We start from the raw sequence: 14,722 nt of genomic DNA, 5'->3' as shown, positions 1-14,722 counted from the left end.
TTCTTAAGGTTGTTTGAGGCTGGCGACGTTGGTCGCGGCAGCGCTCGGCATTACGTGAGCAGCGATGCCGCCAGCGAATACCTGGTTGCCCACGGCACGCAGGCTGATCACTTGGTAGCGCTGGTCGACAGTGACCTTGACCACCGAGCCGCCGACGGCGCTCGGCAGGGTAACCTGATGCTCACCTTTTTTCAGGCGCAGACGCACCACTTGGGTGTTGTCCGGCAGGGTGCGCCATGTACGGGTATCGGCACCTTCAAGCACCGCTGAAGAAATACCCACGGCGAGACCGGCCAGCGGATTGGTCTCGTTGATCTGCTTTTGCGCCACGCCTTTGGTGATTGCGCGCACGGTGGTGCGCACGATGATCCCCGGCATGTCATCGCGTAGAGCGCGGCGGGACATGGCGGTGGTGCTGTTCAGCGCGGTCAGGTCGACCTGCTTGCCGTCGACGCCGATCTGCGCAAAAGGCGCGGTGGAGGTGTCCGGTTTGATGATCGGGAACGACAGCGGAGTGATCACCACGTTGTTGGAAATCGGCAGCGGCAGCGGTACGCGAATCGAGTCGCGGGCCGGGGCCAGACCGCTCTGCACGACGATGAGAATGTCGCTGTCATCGGATTTGGAAGGCTTGTCGAGATTGACCAGCGCCTGCTCGAGCAGCGGCGTGTTCGGGCGCAGTTCGGCAGCCTTGCGATAACCCGGCGCGGCCAGATCCTTCTCGCCCAGGGCTTCGTAAACGAAACCGGCCAGGTAATGGCTGAACGCACTCTGGTAGCTGTTTTTCAGGCCGACCACTTCCGGTGCGTCGAGGCTGGCCACCGGATAACCCTGCAGATCCTTGTACTGGGTCTTGATGCCTTCTTTTTCGGCCTGTTCTTCGCTCTTGAGGTATTCCTTGTCGCGCAGGTCAGCGATCACCGCTTCGCGTTCGTGGGTCTTTTTGATCGCCGTGCGGGCACCATCGAAATCGTTGACTGCCAACAGGTTCAGGGCCATCTGCGTGGTCAGCATGACTTTTTCGTAGTCATAGCCTTCGTAGCGACGCACCTTGTCGTTGACGATGAAGCTGCCGAACTGCGCCAGGTACTTGGCCGAGTCAAGCTTGACCGCGTCTTCCCACTGACCGACTACCTGGTCGGCACTGCCCCAAGCGTTCTGGCTGCCCGACAGATCGCCCTTGGCGCGCAGCAGTTCACCTTTCTCGAAGTAATAGAGCAGGTCTTTGTCGGTGCCGGTGTTGTTCTTTTCCAGCAGGGTCAGCGCCGCGTCGACGTTGCCGGAAGCCAGTTGCTGATTGGTCTGGGCCAGTTCGGAATCGTAGTTGCGAAACGCTGCGCAGCCGGACAACAGCGTGACGGCGCTGAGCGCGAGCAGCATGGGAGCGCGGAATGCCATGGGTACTTCTTCCCTGAGTAACAAAACTTGCAGCCGCGTGTGCTGGTCGGGCTGGTGTGACCTATCGACGGCGGCGCTGGCCTCCTGCCAATTCCTCATGGGTGAGGAGCTTTTGATGCCGGCTCGCTGGGCGAGGGCGCGGCATTATAAGCGCGGGGTGATGGCGATGTAATGTCTTTTTAGTGGCCTAACGAAGGCTCGTGCCATCATTTGGTCAAGTTGTTCACGACGCGTTCGGCCGCTGTTTTGCCGGGCGCGAACGCGCTGCCATTGGCGAAAACTCGATCGCCTAGGGCGCGCAGGGTGATGACCTGGCGGTTCTGATCGATCCGGATAGTCAGCGGCGCGGCGTTATTGACGTGGGGCAGGGTGATCGCATGTTCACCTTTCTTCAGGCGCAGGCGCATTACCTGAGTCAGATTGGGCAGGGTGCGCCAGGTACGCGTATCGGCTTGTTCGAAACCATCCCAATGGGTCACGTACGATGCTTTGCTCGGGTCGCGTCGGTTGTCGGTGGCTTGCACATCGGCGGCCAGAAAGGCTCGGTAGGTGGTGCGCTGGATGATGCCGGGCATGTCATCGCGCAGCGTACGCAAGGACATGTCGGTGATGCTGTTGACCGGTATCAGTTTCTTCTGCCGTCCATCGATGCCGATCTGATTGAACGACGGCGTTGAAGTGTCGGGCACCATCACAGGGAACGAGATGTTGGCGACAATGACCTGACCGTCTGCCAGCTTCACCGGGTACGGCACACGCAGCGAACTGCGTGCGGGAGCGAGGCCGCTTTGCACGATGATCAGCACGTCGCTTTCGTCACCCTTGAGGCCGGGACTGTCGAGGTCACGCAATGCCTGCTGGAAGAACGGCAGATCCGGGCGTAATTCGATGGCTTGGCGATAGCCTGGCGCGGCGAGATTCTTTTCCCCGAGCGCTTCATATGTAAAGCCCGCGAGGTAGTGACTGAACGCGCTTTGGTAGCCGTTCTTCAAGGCGATCACCGCCGGCGCGTCCAGCATGACTACCGGATAACCCTGCAAATCCTTGTAATGCACGCGCACACCCTGCTTTTTCGCTACCTCTTCGACGCGCTCATATTCGAGCTCGCGCTGCCGTGCGATCAGCGCTTCGCGCTCATGGGTTTTCTTGATGTCGGCGCGGGCGCCGTCGAAATCATTCACGGCCAGCTGGTTGAGGGCCATCTGCGTGGTCAGCATGACTTTTTCATAGTCATAGCCGTCGTAGCGGCGCAACTTGTCATTGATGATGCTGCCCCAGTGATTACCCATGGCAGCCAAGAGTTTGTCGCCGGTGGTTTCAATGGTGTCCTGGCGTTCGACCACCATTTGCTCGGCACTGCGCCATGCCGCCTGACTCTGCGGCAGTTCGCCGCCCGCACTCAACACCGCACCTTTCTCGAAGTAATAGAGCAGATCCTTTTGCTCGTCCGGGTTATGCGCTTCGATCAAGGCCAGCGAGCCGGCGACATTGCCTTGCTTCAATTGCTCGGTGGTCTGTTCCAGCTCCAGATCGTAATTGCGATAAGCCGCGCAACCCGCCAGTTGTGTAATGGTGGTCAACAGCAGGGGAAGCAGCAGGCAGTGGCGCATTGAAAGGGGGCTTCCTTGAGCAAATGGGGAGCATTTACGTTATTGGAGTCGATGGTGGCACATCGCTTCAGCGATATGAATCATTCCCTGCCGACACCGACAAAGCTTGAGAGAAACGTCTGCGAAGTGAACAATATGTAACTTCGCATTTCCATTTGAGATTCGTTCATGACTGCCTCGTCCCGATTGCTGGCCTGGCTGCTGTTCCCGTTATTGTCCCTGAGCAGCCTGCCGCTGCTGGCCGATACCGTGGAAGGCGCGCCGCAAGCGTTGCACCTGCTCGATTACATCAGTGCCGATTACCCGCCAACGGTCGCGGCAGGCAAAGTCATCGACGATGGCGAATACCGCGAGCAGCTGGAATTCACCCAGGTTCTGCAAGGCTTGATCACTTCCTTGCCAGCCAAACCGGAAAAAGTCGCGCTGGAACAGGGCGTGGAGTCTTTGCACGCAGCCATCAGTGCGAAGCAGGACGGTGCTGATGTCGCCCGTCAGGCCCGACAGCTGGGGGCGAAACTGGCGGTGGCTTATGAAGTCAGTCAGGCACCGATCATCACTCCAGACCCGACACGCGGCGCGCCGCTGTATGCGCAGAACTGCTCGGTGTGCCACGGCGATACAGGTGCTGGCGACGGCCCGGCCGGTGTCGGTCTGACCCCCGCGCCTGCCAACCTTCGTGATGCGGCGCGCATGGATCACCTGAGCCTGTACGCGATCTACAGCACCCTCGGCCAGGGCGTCGAAGGCACCGACATGCCGGCGTTCGCCGATCAGCTCGATGATCGCCAGCGCTGGGATCTGGCCACCTACATCGCCGGCTTCAGTGCCGATGCGGCGGCCGCCAAGTCCGACAAGGTCTACAACATCGCCGACCTGGCCCGCCAGACCCCGGCCGAAGTGCAGGCTGCCGAGGGCGCAGAGGTCGCGGCAACGTTCCGGGCTCAGCGCGCGCAACCGCCGCAGGTCAAGCGCGGTCCAGCGCAGTTGCTCGATTACACCGCCGCCACGTTGGACAAGAGCCTCGCGGCCTACCGCGCCGGTGAACATGATCAGGCCTATGACCTGTCGGTAGCGGCGTATCTGGAAGGCTTCGAACTGGTCGAAAGCTCGCTGGATAACGTCGATGCCAACGTGCGCAAGGACACCGAAAAATCACTGATGGCGTACCGGCAGTCGCTGCAGGACGGTCTGCCCGTCGAGCAGGCCGAGCAGCGTCTGGACGCGGCCAAGGCCAAACTCAAGGAATCCGCCGGCCTGCTGGGCAGCGATGGTCTGAGCTGGTCGCTGAGCTACATCTCCGGTCTGTTGATTCTGCTACGCGAAGGTCTGGAAGCGATTCTGGTGCTGGCGGCGATCCTCGCCTTCCTGCGTAACACTGGCCAGCAATCGGCGGTGCGCAGCGTCAACGTCGGTTGGGGCCTGGCCTTGCTGGCAGGCTTGGGCACCTGGGCGCTGGCGGCGTATGTGATCGACGTCAGCGGTTCGCAGCGTGAGTTGCTCGAAGGCGCCACCGCGCTGTTTGCCAGCGTCATGGTGTTGTGGCTCGGCGTGTGGATGCATGACCGCCGTCACGCGGCGGCCTGGCAGGATTACATCAAAAGCAGCCTGGTCGGCGGCGGTGGTCGCTTCGGTTTTGCGATCCTGGCGTTCTTCTCGGTCTACCGCGAATTGTTCGAAGTGATCCTGTTCTACGAAACCCTGTGGCTGCAGGCCGGGCCGGCCGGGCACAACGCCGTGCTGGCCGGCGGCGCGACGGCGCTGGTGCTGCTGGTCGGCCTGGCGTGGGTGATCCTGCGCGGCTCGGCGAAACTGCCGCTGACCTTGTTCTTCAGCATCAACGCCGCGCTGTTGTGCGCGTTGTCGGTGGTATTTGCCGGGCATGGCGTGAAGGCCTTGCAGGAAGCCGGGATCTTCGGCACACGGCCGGTGGCGTTCTTTGAATTCGACTGGCTGGGGATCCATGCCGATGCCTATTCGCTGACCGCGCAGGTGGTGGCGATTGTGGCGATTGCTGTGCTGTATGGGCGCAGTTGGGTGGCGGAGAAGCGTCGGGTTTCGGCTGCATAAAGGCATTCGCTGCGCTCATATTCGCGAGCAGGCTCGCTCCCACAGGTTCGGTATGTATCCTGTGGGAGCGAGCCTGCTCGCGAATTTTTTGGAGGCAAGAACATGCGTGTATGGATCGATGCCGACGCCTGTCCGCGGGCGGCGAAGGATCTGGTGGTGAAGTTCGCGTTAAAGCGCCAGTTCGAAGTGGTGCTGGTGGCCGGGCAGCCGCAGATCAAGCCGGGGCTGGCGATCGTCAAACTGATTGTGGTGCCGAGCGGGCCGGATGCGGCGGATGATTATCTGGTCGAGCATGCGGTGCCGGGCGAGCTGGTGATCTGCAGCGATATTCCGCTGGCCGATCGGCTGGTGAAGAAGGGCGTGGCGGCGCTGGATCCGCGCGGCAAGGAGTTCGATGCGCAGAACATGGGCGAACGCCTGGCGGTGCGTAACCTGTTTACCGATCTGAGGGAGCAGGGCCAGATGAGCGGCGGCCCGGCGCCGTTTGGCGAGCGTGAAAAGCAGGCGTTTGCCAATGCGCTGGATCGGATTCTGACCCGACTCACTCGCAAGCCCTGAGTCTTGCACAATCGCTGTGGGAGCGAGCCTGCTCGCGAAATCTGTGTGTCATACAACCTGATGTTGGCTGATACAACGCATTCGCGAGCAGGCTCGCTCCCACATTTGTTTCACGTACGGCGAGGGATCAAGCGTCGTTTTCGTGAGTCAGTTCGAGCACGCGGTCGACCAGTTTGTTGATCCCCGAAGCCGCTTCACTGATGGTCTGCGCCAGCATGTACGCCGGGGTGGTGACCAGTTTGCGCGCCTTGTCTTCGACGATTTCGGTCACGGCGCACTCTTCGTGGGTAGCGCCCATCTTGTTCATGGCCGCAGCGGTGTCGGCGTCGTTACCGATGGTGCAGGTCACCCCCGGGCCATAGATTTTCGCCGCCAGCGCCGGGGAGATGCAGATCAGCCCGACCGGTTTGCCCGCTTCGGCAAATGCTTCGGCCAGGGCCAGCACTTCGGGTTGCACGGTGCAGCCGGCGCCTTCGATGGCGAAGTTCGACAGGTTCTTCGCTGCGCCAAATCCGCCGGGCACGATCAGTGCGTCGAAGTCCTCGACGTCGGCATCGCGGATATCCTTGACGTTGCCCCGGGCAATGCGCGCCGACTCCACCAGCACGTTGCGCGATTCCGGCATTTCTTCGCCGGTCAGGTGATTGATCACATGCAATTGCGCGATGTTCGGCGCGAAGCACTGCACCTGTGCGCCGCGCTGGTCGAGGCGCAGCAGGGTGATGACACTTTCCTGGATTTCGGCGCCGTCGTACACGCCACTGCCGGACAGGATCACTGCAACTTTTTTGCTCATGGGCTTCTCTCCAGATTCATGGCGCTCAATGTCCCTCAAATCGTCGCGTGTGGCCATAGGGGCATGGCTGGCGCGCGCGGGAACAGAGCGCTCTCTCAATGGATCACAACGGCGGCGGGGTGTTCATTATTTGCCTGGACTGCGCATGGCAGCCGCCAGCGAATGGCTTATTCGGCTGGCGTTTTCGGGCCGGCAGGAGGGGTCGCTTCGGCCTGGCGCAACTGCTCTGCCTCGGCGGCCTTGGCGAGTTGCTCGTCCTGGTAGATTTTCTTCGCCAGTTGCGCATTCTTGAAGCGGCGCCGCAGCCACAGGCCCAGCCCGAGAATAAGCAAGGCGCCGAGCACCCACAGCTCGTACTTCTTGATGCTGCCGAGCATGCCTTCCAGCACTGCGCCGAAGTGGTAAGCCGCCGCAGCCAGCGCGGTGGCCCAGATCGCCGCGCCGATGCCATTGAGCAGCAAGTAACGTCCCGGTGGATAACCGGACAGGCCGATCGCCACCGGCATCACCGTGCGCAGGCCATAAACGAAGCGGAAGCTCAGGACCCAGATGTCCGGATGTTTGCGGATGTGCTCCAGCGCACGGTCGCCCATCATCTGCCAGCGCGGTTTGCGCGCAAGCAATTTGCGCCCGTGCTTGCGCCCCAGGAAGTACCACAGCTGGTCGCCGGCATAACTGCCGAAGAACGCCACGACCACCACCAGGTTGATGTCCATGTATCCACGGAACGCAAGAAAGCCTGCGAGCACCAGAATGGTTTCGCCTTCGAAGAACGTGCCGAGAAACAAGGCAAAGTAGCCAAAGTCGTGCAGAAATTGTTGGAGCATTGTCTGGGTGCTGGCGAAATGAACGCGCAGCCTAACCCTTCGGGCACATTCATGAAAGTGTCCAAATGTGTCTCGACGTGAACATTTCCTACATCGACAATGGATTGCGGCTACCTGTCACAGAGCACACATAACTGTCATCTGTTAGTCATAATGGCCGTCTATAACTGTCACGCTCGCCCGTTTGCCCGGGCTCAGGAGTCTGCCGTGAGCTTTACCCCCGCCAATCGTCTGTTCCCTGCCACTCGTCTGCGCCGCAATCGTCGTGATGATTTTTCGCGGCGCCTGGTGCGTGAAAACGTATTGACGGTCGATGACCTGATCCTGCCGGTGTTCGTGCTCGACGGTGAAAACCGCCGCGAAGCCGTGGCTTCGATGCCGGGCGTCGAGCGACTGAGCATTGATCTGCTGCTTGAAGAAGCGGCGAAATGGGTCGAGCTGGGCATTCCGGCGCTGGCGCTGTTCCCGGTCACCCCGCCTGAGCTGAAATCCCTCGATGCCGCCGAAGCGTGGAACCCTGAAGGCATCGCCCAGCGTGCCACGCGCGCCCTGCGTGAGCGGTTCCCGGAGCTGGGCGTGATCACTGACGTCGCGCTGGACCCGTTCACCACCCACGGTCAGGACGGCATTCTCGACGAAGACGGCTACGTGCAGAACGACATCACCGTCGATGCGCTGGTGCGTCAGGCGCTGTCCCACGCCGAAGCCGGCGCGCAGGTGGTGGCGCCGTCGGACATGATGGACGGTCGCATCCAGGCGATTCGTGAGGCGCTGGAAATCGCCGGCCACGTCAACGTGCGCATCATGGCCTACTCGGCCAAGTATGCCAGTGCCTACTACGGGCCTTTCCGCGATGCCGTGGGTTCGGCGTCGAACCTCGGCAAGGCCAACAAGGCTTCTTATCAGATGGACCCGGCCAACAGCGACGAAGCGCTGCACGAAGTCGGTGCCGACTTGTCCGAAGGTGCGGACATGGTCATGGTCAAGCCGGGCATGCCCTACCTGGACATTCTTTTTCGCGTCAAAGATGCCTTCAAGGTGCCGACCTTCGTCTATCAGGTCAGTGGCGAATACGCCATGCACATGGCCGCTATCCAGAATGGCTGGTTGAGCGAAGCGGTGATCCTCGAGTCACTGACCGCCTTTAAACGTGCCGGTGCAGATGGCATCCTGACTTACTTTGCCGTTCGTGCCGCTCAATTGTTACGAGAGCAGAAATAGCCCTCCCAGGAACATTCCATGAATACCGAAGGACTCACTGAAGTTGCCGTAAAAGAAGCTCAGCCGGTGGTCGAGCAAATCACCGAAACCCCGCCGGAACTGGAGCCTGCGCCACCCGCGCCGGTTGCCGAAACCGCTGTGGCGGTGCCGGCGATCGCCATTCCCGGCCTGGATGACAGCAGCCTGTACATCCACCGCGAGCTTTCGCAATTGCAGTTCAACATCCGCGTGCTGGAACAGGCGCTGGACGAGTCCTACCCGTTGCTGGAGCGGCTGAAGTTCCTGCTGATCTTCTCCAGCAACCTCGACGAATTCTTCGAGATCCGCGTCGCCGGGCTGAAAAAGCAGATCACTTTTGCCCGCGAACAGGCCGGCGCTGACGGCTTGCAGCCGCATCAGGCGCTGGCGCGGATCAGCGAACTGGTCCACGGTCACGTTGACCGCCAGTACGCGATCCTCAACGACATCCTCCTGCCGGAGCTGGAAAAGCATCAGGTGCGCTTCATCCGTCGGCGCAACTGGACAACCAAGCTCAAGACCTGGGTACGCCGCTATTTCCGCGACGAGATCGCGCCGATCATCACCCCGATCGGCCTCGACCCGACGCACCCGTTCCCGCTGCTGGTGAACAAGAGCCTGAACTTCATTGTCGAGCTCGAAGGCATCGACGCCTTCGGGCGCGACTCCGGTCTGGCGATCATCCCGGCGCCGCGTCTGCTGCCACGGATCATCAAGGTGCCGGAAGAAGTCGGCGGCGCCGGCGACAACTATGTATTCCTGTCGTCGATGATCCACGCCCACGCCGATGACCTGTTCCAGGGCATGAAGGTCAAAGGCTGCTACCAGTTCCGTCTGACCCGCAACGCCGACCTGGCGCTCGATTCCGAAGACGTCGAAGACTTGGCCCGCGCTCTGCGTGGCGAGTTGTTCTCGCGGCGTTACGGTGACGCGGTGCGTCTGGAAGTCGCCGACACCTGCCCGAAACACCTCTCGGACTATCTGCTCAAGCAGTTCAACCTGAGCGAGACCGAGCTGTACCAGGTCAACGGCCCGGTCAACCTGACGCGCCTGTTCAGCATCACCGGTCTGGACAGCCATCCGGAGCTGCAATACACGCCGTTCACCCCGCAGATCCCGAAACTGCTGCAGAACAGCGAAAACATCTTCAGTGTGGTCAGCAAGCAGGACATCCTCCTGCTGCACCCGTTCGAGTCGTTCACGCCGGTGGTCGACCTGCTGCGTCAGGCCGCGAAAGACCCGCACGTACTCGCCGTACGGCAAACGCTGTACCGCTCCGGGGCCAACTCCGAGATCGTCGATGCGCTGGTGGATGCCGCGCGTAACGGCAAGGAAGTCACCGCGGTGATCGAGCTGCGTGCGCGCTTCGACGAAGAATCCAACCTGCAACTGGCCAGCCGTCTGCAAGCGGCCGGTGCGGTGGTGATCTACGGAGTGGTCGGCTTCAAGACCCACGCCAAGATGATGCTGATCCTGCGCCGTGAGGCTGGCGAAATCGTCCGCTACGCGCACCTTGGCACCGGCAACTACCACGCCGGTAACGCCAAGCTCTACACCGACTACAGCCTGCTGACCTCCGACGACGCCTTGTGCGAAGACGTCGGCAAACTGTTCAGCCAGTTGATCGGCATGGGCAAGACACTGCGCATGAAAAAGCTGCTGCATGCGCCGTTCACCCTGAAGAAGGGCATGCTCGACATGATTGCCCGCGAAACCCAGTTCGCCCTCGAAGGCAAACCGGCGCACATCATCGCCAAGTTCAACTCGCTGACCGATCCGAAGATCATCCGCGCGCTGTACAAGGCCAGCCAGTCCGGCGTGCGCATCGATCTGGTGGTGCGCGGCATGTGCTGCCTGCGTCCGGGCATCGCCGGGGTCTCGCACAACATTCATGTGCGCTCGATCATCGGCCGCTTCCTCGAGCACACGCGGGTGTTCTACTTCCTCAACGGCGGCGACGAGCAGATGTTCCTCTCCAGCGCCGACTGGATGGAGCGCAACCTCGACAAGCGTGTCGAGACCTGCTTCCCGGTGGAAGGCAAGAAGCTGCTGACCCGAGTGAAGAAAGAGCTGGAGCTGTACCTGACCGACAACACCCACAGCTGGAGTCTGCAGTCGGACGGCCGCTACATCCGCAACACACCCACCGGCAACCAGAACCCGCGCAGTGCGCAGGCGACGTTGCTGGAGCGGCTGGGTAGCCCGATACTGCCTGTCAGCAGCTAAAGCAAAGCCAAGAGCAAAAGCCCCTCACCCTAGCCCTCTCCCGGAGGGAGAGGGGACTGACCGAGGTGTCTTGCGTCATACATTGACCTGAAATACCTGATCGAACTCTGGCCTCAACGCTAGTACAAATCGGCTCCCTCTCCCTCGGGAGAGGGCTGGGGTGAGGGGAGAGCTACACCGCCGCTCTCAAACCAAACCCAATAAAAAGGCGATCCTAACGGATCGCCTTTTTTGTGCCAGCCAGTTACTCAGTGCACCGTGAGAATAATCCCCACCCGCGTCAACCAATCGGCCTCGAGGCCGAAATCCGCCTGAGTCAGCTGATTTTCATCCAGCCAGTTCTCCGGGAATTCCACATCGAGATGGTCGCCATTGGCATGTAGCACCACCTGCGGCATCGCCTGGGTTCCGCGAATGTGATGGAACAGAATGGCGAACCGCAGCAGCACGCACAGGCGAATCAGTTTGATGCCGTCATCGCCGAATTCGGCGAACTTGTCCTTGGGAATATTGCGCCGGTGCCCGCGCACCAATAGCGCGAGCATCTGCTGATCCTCGCGGGAGAAGCCGGCCAGGTCCGAGTGCTCGATCAGGTAGGCGCCATGCTTGTGGTAGTGATAGTGAGCGATGTCGAGGCCGACTTCGTGCACTTTCGCCGCCCAGCCGAGCAGTTCGCGCCAGATGCCGTCGTCCAGTTCCCAGTCCACGGCGACCTGATCGAAGGCGTGCAGGGCCTTGCGCTCGACCCGCGCCGCCTGTTCCAGGTCGACGTGATAGCGCTCCATCAGCGAGGTCAGGGTGCGTTCGCGCACGTCTTCGTGATGATGACGTCCGAGCAGGTCATACAGCACGCCTTCACGCAGCGCGCCTTCGCAGTGATCCATGCGTTGCAGTTCGAGGGCGTCGAAGATCGCTTCGAGAATCGCCAGGCCCGCCGGGAAAATTGCCCGACGATCAGGCTTGATGCCTTCGAAATCGATCTTGTCGGCGTCGCCCAGCTTGAACAGCTTGCGCTTGAGCCATGCCAGGCCTTCGGCGTTGACCTCGCCGCTGCCGTGGCCGCCAGCCTTCAGGGCCAGGCCGATGGCGCGAATCGTACCGGAGGAGCCGATGGCTTCATCCCAGGTCAGGCGATGCAGGGCGTGCTCGATGCTCATGATTTCCAGGCGCGCCGCCGTGTAAGCCTGGGCGTAGCGCGCCGGGGTGATCTTGCCGTCCTTGAAGTAGCGCTGGGTGAAACTCACGCAGCCCATTTGCAGGCTTTCGCGCAATAAAGGCTCGAAGCGCTGGCCGATGATGAATTCGGTACTGCCGCCGCCGATGTCGGCGACCAAACGTTTGCCCGGGGTATCGGCGAGCGTGTGCGAAACACCGAGATAGATCAGGCGCGCTTCTTCACGGCCGGAGATGACTTCAACCGTGTGGCCGAGGATTTCCTCGGCGCGGCGGATGAATTCGCCACGGTTGCGCGCTTCACGCAGGGCGTTGGTGCCGACGATGCGCACGGCGCCGAGCGGCATACCGTTGATCAGTTGCGCAAAGCGCTTGAGGCAATCGAGGCCGCGCTGCATCGATTCTTCGTTGAGCTGGCGCGCATCGTCGATGCCGGCGGCCAGTTGCACCTTCTCGCCGAGGCGCTCGAGAATGCGGATTTCGCCGTTCTGGGCCTTGGCCACGACCATGTGAAAGCTGTTGGAGCCCAGGTCGATTGCGGCGATCAGGGACAGATTCTTGGCTTGGGATTGCGGCATGGTCAGGGGGTCTCGGTCGATAACCCCGACATCGTGCCACGATCAAACGCTGGCGCCAACGCGCATGGTTCAAACCGTTGATTCAGCGTAGAAAGTCTGGGGATCGCGGCGCGGCCATTCGCGAGCAGGCTCGCTCCCACAGATGAGCGCATTCCCCTGTGGGAGCGAGCCTGCTCGCGAAGAGGGCATCACTGCTTCAGAGAATCTTCAGGCTGTCGCTTCCACCGTGCCAATAAAGTTCGCCAGCTCCGCCGTCTGCGGATTGGCAAATAACACCTTCGGATCGCCCACCTCGTGCACCTTGCCGTGGTGCATGAAGACCAATTTATCGCCGACTTCCCGGGCAAAGCGCATCTCGTGGGTGACCATGATCAGCGTCATGCCTTCCTTGGCCAGTTGCCGAACCACGCTGAGCACTTCATTGACCAGCTCAGGGTCGAGCGCCGAGGTGATTTCATCGCACAGCAGCACCTTCGGCGACATCGCCAAAGCCCGGGCGATCGCCACCCGCTGTTGCTGCCCGCCGGACAGGCGATCCGGAAAGGCATCGAATTTCTCCCCGAGTCCGACTCGCTCGAGCATTTCCCGCGCCAGTTCGGCTGCCTTGGCTTTGGGCACCTTCTGCACCACTTGCGGCGCGAGCATGACGTTCTCCCCGACGGTCAGGTGCGGGAACAGGTTGAACTGCTGGAAGACCATGCCGACCTTCTGTCGCAGACTGCGCAGATCGGCGCGGGCGGCGTCGAGGTATTCGCCGTCGACTTCGATCACGCCGTCGTTGATCGACTCCAGGCCGTTGAGTGTGCGCAACAGAGTCGATTTGCCCGAGCCGCTGCGGCCGATGATCGCCACGACCTGACCTTCCTCGACGCTGAGGTCGATGCCTTTGAGTACGTGGTGATCGCCGTAGTATTTATGCAGGGCGGAAATTCTAAGCAGAGGCATGCAGTCTCCTTTCCAGGTAGCGCGCACTGAGGGACAAGGGGTAGCAGAGCAGGAAGTAGCCGAGGGCGACGAGGCCGTAGACCATGAACGGTTCGAACGTGGCGTTGGCGAGCATGCCGCCGGTCTTGGTCAGTTCGGTGAAGCCGATGATCGAGGTCACCGCTGTGCCCTTGACCACTTGCACCGAGAAGCCCACGGTCGGCGCCACGGCGATGCGCAGCGCTTGCGGCAGAATTACGTAGCGCAGCTGCTCCAGCGGATTGAGCGCCAGGCTCGACGAGGCTTCCCACTGACCGTGGGGAATGGCCTCGACGCAGCCGCGCCAGATCTCTGCCAGATAGGCGCTGGTGAACAAGGTCAAAGCGATCGCGGCGGCCATCCACGGCGAAATCTCGATCCCGGCCAGCGCCACACCGAAGAACACCAGAAACAGTTGCATCAATAGTGGCGTGCCCTGAAACAGCTCGATCCAGGTGCGGGCGATGCTGCTTGGCAGGGTGTTCTTCGAAATGCGCATCACCAGAATCAGCAGGCCGACGAGGCCGCCGCCGATGAATGCCACCAGCGACAGCGCCAGCGTCCATTGCAGGCCGGTGAGCAGGTTGCGCAGGATGTCCCAGAAAGTGAAATCGCTCATTGGCTGCTCCTCGCAATGAACCGCCGGCCGAACCAGTTGAGCAATTGGCGGATCAGCAGCGCCATGCACAGGTAGATCAGGGTGGTCAGCGCGTAGGTTTCAAAGGCGCGGAAGTTGCGTGACTGAATGAAGTTGGCGGCGAAGCTCAATTCTTCCGTGGCGATCTGCGAACACACCGCCGAACCGAGCATGACAATGATGATCTGGCTGCTCAGCGCCGGCCAGACCTTGCCCAGCGCCGGCAGCAGGACGACGTGGCGGAACGCTTCGAAGCGGGTCATCGCCAGTGCCGCAGCCGCTTCCAGTTGCCCGCGCGGAATCGCCTGGATGCCGGCGCGGATGATTTCGGTCGAATAGGCGCCAAGGTTGATCACCATCGCCAGCACCGCCGCCTGCCACTCGGAGATCTGCATGCCGAGCGACGGCAGGCCGAAGAAGATGAAGAACAGTTGCACCAGAAACGGCGTGTTGCGGATCAACTCGACGTAGACGCCGAAGATCGCCGAGAACGGGCGAATCTGCCACGCCCGCACCAGCGCCCCGACAATGCCCACGCCGACCCCGAGCAGCGCGCCGATGGCGGTCAGCTCCAGCGTGAACAAAGCGCCGCGCAGCAGCAGGTCGGTGTTTTCCACCACCGGCAAAAAATCGAACTGATAAGCCATGAA

The 14,722-nt window shown here is 61.4% G+C and carries 12 protein-coding genes; 4 read left to right on the top strand and 8 right to left on the bottom strand.

Going from position 1 to position 14,722, the window contains the following annotated elements; all coding sequences use genetic code 11:
* Window positions 1–3 precede the first annotated feature (3 nt).
* A complete protein-coding gene (locus PspCFBP13508_RS10310; protein WP_056791673.1) occupies window positions 4–1,398 on the bottom strand; it encodes a hypothetical protein in 1,395 nt (464 codons plus the stop codon).
* A 206-nt stretch (window positions 1,399–1,604) separates the two neighbouring features.
* Window positions 1,605–3,008 (bottom strand): hypothetical protein, encoded by a 1,404-nt coding sequence (locus tag PspCFBP13508_RS10305; RefSeq protein ID WP_137214374.1) that lies wholly within the window; start codon window positions 3,006–3,008, stop codon window positions 1,605–1,607.
* A 168-nt stretch (window positions 3,009–3,176) separates the two neighbouring features.
* On the opposite strand from PspCFBP13508_RS10305, the gene PspCFBP13508_RS10300 reads away from it, so the two are divergent.
* Both PspCFBP13508_RS10300 and PspCFBP13508_RS10295 read left to right on the top strand, forming a co-directional pair.
* Complete coding sequence (locus PspCFBP13508_RS10300) at window positions 3,177–5,075, top strand: FTR1 family protein (RefSeq protein WP_137214373.1); 1,899 nt, start codon at window positions 3,177–3,179, stop codon at window positions 5,073–5,075.
* A 102-nt stretch (window positions 5,076–5,177) separates the two neighbouring features.
* On the top strand, window positions 5,178–5,633 hold the full coding sequence (locus PspCFBP13508_RS10295) for a YaiI/YqxD family protein (RefSeq protein WP_042607095.1): 456 nt from the start codon (window positions 5,178–5,180) through the stop codon (window positions 5,631–5,633).
* Between the two features lie 127 nt (window positions 5,634–5,760).
* Here PspCFBP13508_RS10295 and elbB read toward each other — a convergent pair whose 3' ends face one another.
* Window positions 5,761–6,429: an isoprenoid biosynthesis glyoxalase ElbB gene (gene elbB, locus PspCFBP13508_RS10290; protein ID WP_016772616.1), complete on the bottom strand. Its 669-nt coding sequence runs from the start codon at window positions 6,427–6,429 to the stop codon at window positions 5,761–5,763.
* Window positions 6,430–6,596: 167 nt separating this feature from the next.
* Window positions 6,597–7,256 carry a DedA family protein gene (locus PspCFBP13508_RS10285; protein ID WP_056791681.1) on the bottom strand — a complete coding sequence of 220 codons (660 nt, stop codon included), beginning with the start codon at window positions 7,254–7,256 and terminating at the stop codon, window positions 6,597–6,599.
* Window positions 7,257–7,463: 207 nt separating this feature from the next.
* Here PspCFBP13508_RS10285 and hemB point away from each other — a divergent pair, with 207 nt between their 5' ends.
* Both hemB and ppk1 read left to right on the top strand, forming a co-directional pair.
* On the top strand, window positions 7,464–8,477 hold the full coding sequence (gene hemB / locus PspCFBP13508_RS10280) for a porphobilinogen synthase (RefSeq protein ID WP_016772618.1): 1,014 nt from the start codon (window positions 7,464–7,466) through the stop codon (window positions 8,475–8,477).
* Window positions 8,478–8,495: 18 nt separating this feature from the next.
* Complete coding sequence (gene ppk1 / locus PspCFBP13508_RS10275; protein ID WP_016772619.1) at window positions 8,496–10,721, top strand: polyphosphate kinase 1; 2,226 nt, start codon at window positions 8,496–8,498, stop codon at window positions 10,719–10,721.
* 248 nt (window positions 10,722–10,969) lie between these two features.
* On the opposite strand, the gene ppx is transcribed toward ppk1, so the two are convergent.
* From ppx to PspCFBP13508_RS10255, 4 genes are all read right to left on the bottom strand, one after another.
* Window positions 10,970–12,472 (bottom strand): exopolyphosphatase, encoded by a 1,503-nt coding sequence (gene ppx, locus PspCFBP13508_RS10270; RefSeq protein ID WP_137214372.1) that lies wholly within the window; start codon window positions 12,470–12,472, stop codon window positions 10,970–10,972.
* A gap of 207 nt (window positions 12,473–12,679) precedes the next feature.
* Complete coding sequence (locus PspCFBP13508_RS10265; protein WP_007911148.1) at window positions 12,680–13,417, bottom strand: amino acid ABC transporter ATP-binding protein; 738 nt, start codon at window positions 13,415–13,417, stop codon at window positions 12,680–12,682.
* Window positions 13,404–14,054, bottom strand: coding sequence for an amino acid ABC transporter permease (locus PspCFBP13508_RS10260; RefSeq protein ID WP_016772621.1), 651 nt, complete (start codon window positions 14,052–14,054; stop codon window positions 13,404–13,406). Before PspCFBP13508_RS10260 ends, PspCFBP13508_RS10265 begins: the two co-directional genes overlap by 14 nt.
* A complete protein-coding gene (locus tag PspCFBP13508_RS10255; protein ID WP_016772622.1) occupies window positions 14,051–14,719 on the bottom strand; it encodes an amino acid ABC transporter permease in 669 nt (222 codons plus the stop codon). The genes PspCFBP13508_RS10260 and PspCFBP13508_RS10255 overlap by 4 nt, the downstream gene beginning before the upstream one ends.
* Window positions 14,720–14,722: the final 3 nt, after the last annotated feature.

Origin of the sequence: Pseudomonas sp. CFBP13508, assembly GCF_005233515.1 — a bacterium.
Classification (GTDB): Bacteria; Pseudomonadota; Gammaproteobacteria; order Pseudomonadales; family Pseudomonadaceae; genus Aquipseudomonas; species Aquipseudomonas mercuritolerans.
This window is presented reverse-complemented; position numbering and strand designations above follow the sequence as displayed.

Bases quoted from the DNA above. Each gene is read 5' to 3' on its own strand.
- PspCFBP13508_RS10295 (WP_042607095.1), top strand. From the start codon at position 5,178: ATGCGTGTATGGATCGATGCCGACGCCTGTCCGCGGGCGGCGAAGGAT.
- PspCFBP13508_RS10265 (WP_007911148.1), bottom strand. From the start codon at position 13,417: ATGCCTCTGCTTAGAATTTCCGCCCTGCATAAATACTACGGCGATCAC.
- ppk1 (WP_016772619.1), top strand. From the start codon at position 8,496: ATGAATACCGAAGGACTCACTGAAGTTGCCGTAAAAGAAGCTCAGCCG.
- PspCFBP13508_RS10285 (WP_056791681.1), bottom strand. From the start codon at position 7,256: ATGCTCCAACAATTTCTGCACGACTTTGGCTACTTTGCCTTGTTTCTC.
- elbB (WP_016772616.1), bottom strand. From the start codon at position 6,429: ATGAGCAAAAAAGTTGCAGTGATCCTGTCCGGCAGTGGCGTGTACGAC.
- PspCFBP13508_RS10310 (WP_056791673.1), bottom strand. From the start codon at position 1,398: ATGGCATTCCGCGCTCCCATGCTGCTCGCGCTCAGCGCCGTCACGCTG.
- PspCFBP13508_RS10260 (WP_016772621.1), bottom strand. From the start codon at position 14,054: ATGAGCGATTTCACTTTCTGGGACATCCTGCGCAACCTGCTCACCGGC.
- PspCFBP13508_RS10300 (WP_137214373.1), top strand. From the start codon at position 3,177: ATGACTGCCTCGTCCCGATTGCTGGCCTGGCTGCTGTTCCCGTTATTG.
- ppx (WP_137214372.1), bottom strand. From the start codon at position 12,472: ATGCCGCAATCCCAAGCCAAGAATCTGTCCCTGATCGCCGCAATCGAC.
- PspCFBP13508_RS10255 (WP_016772622.1), bottom strand. From the start codon at position 14,719: ATGGCTTATCAGTTCGATTTTTTGCCGGTGGTGGAAAACACCGACCTG.
- PspCFBP13508_RS10305 (WP_137214374.1), bottom strand. From the start codon at position 3,008: ATGCGCCACTGCCTGCTGCTTCCCCTGCTGTTGACCACCATTACACAA.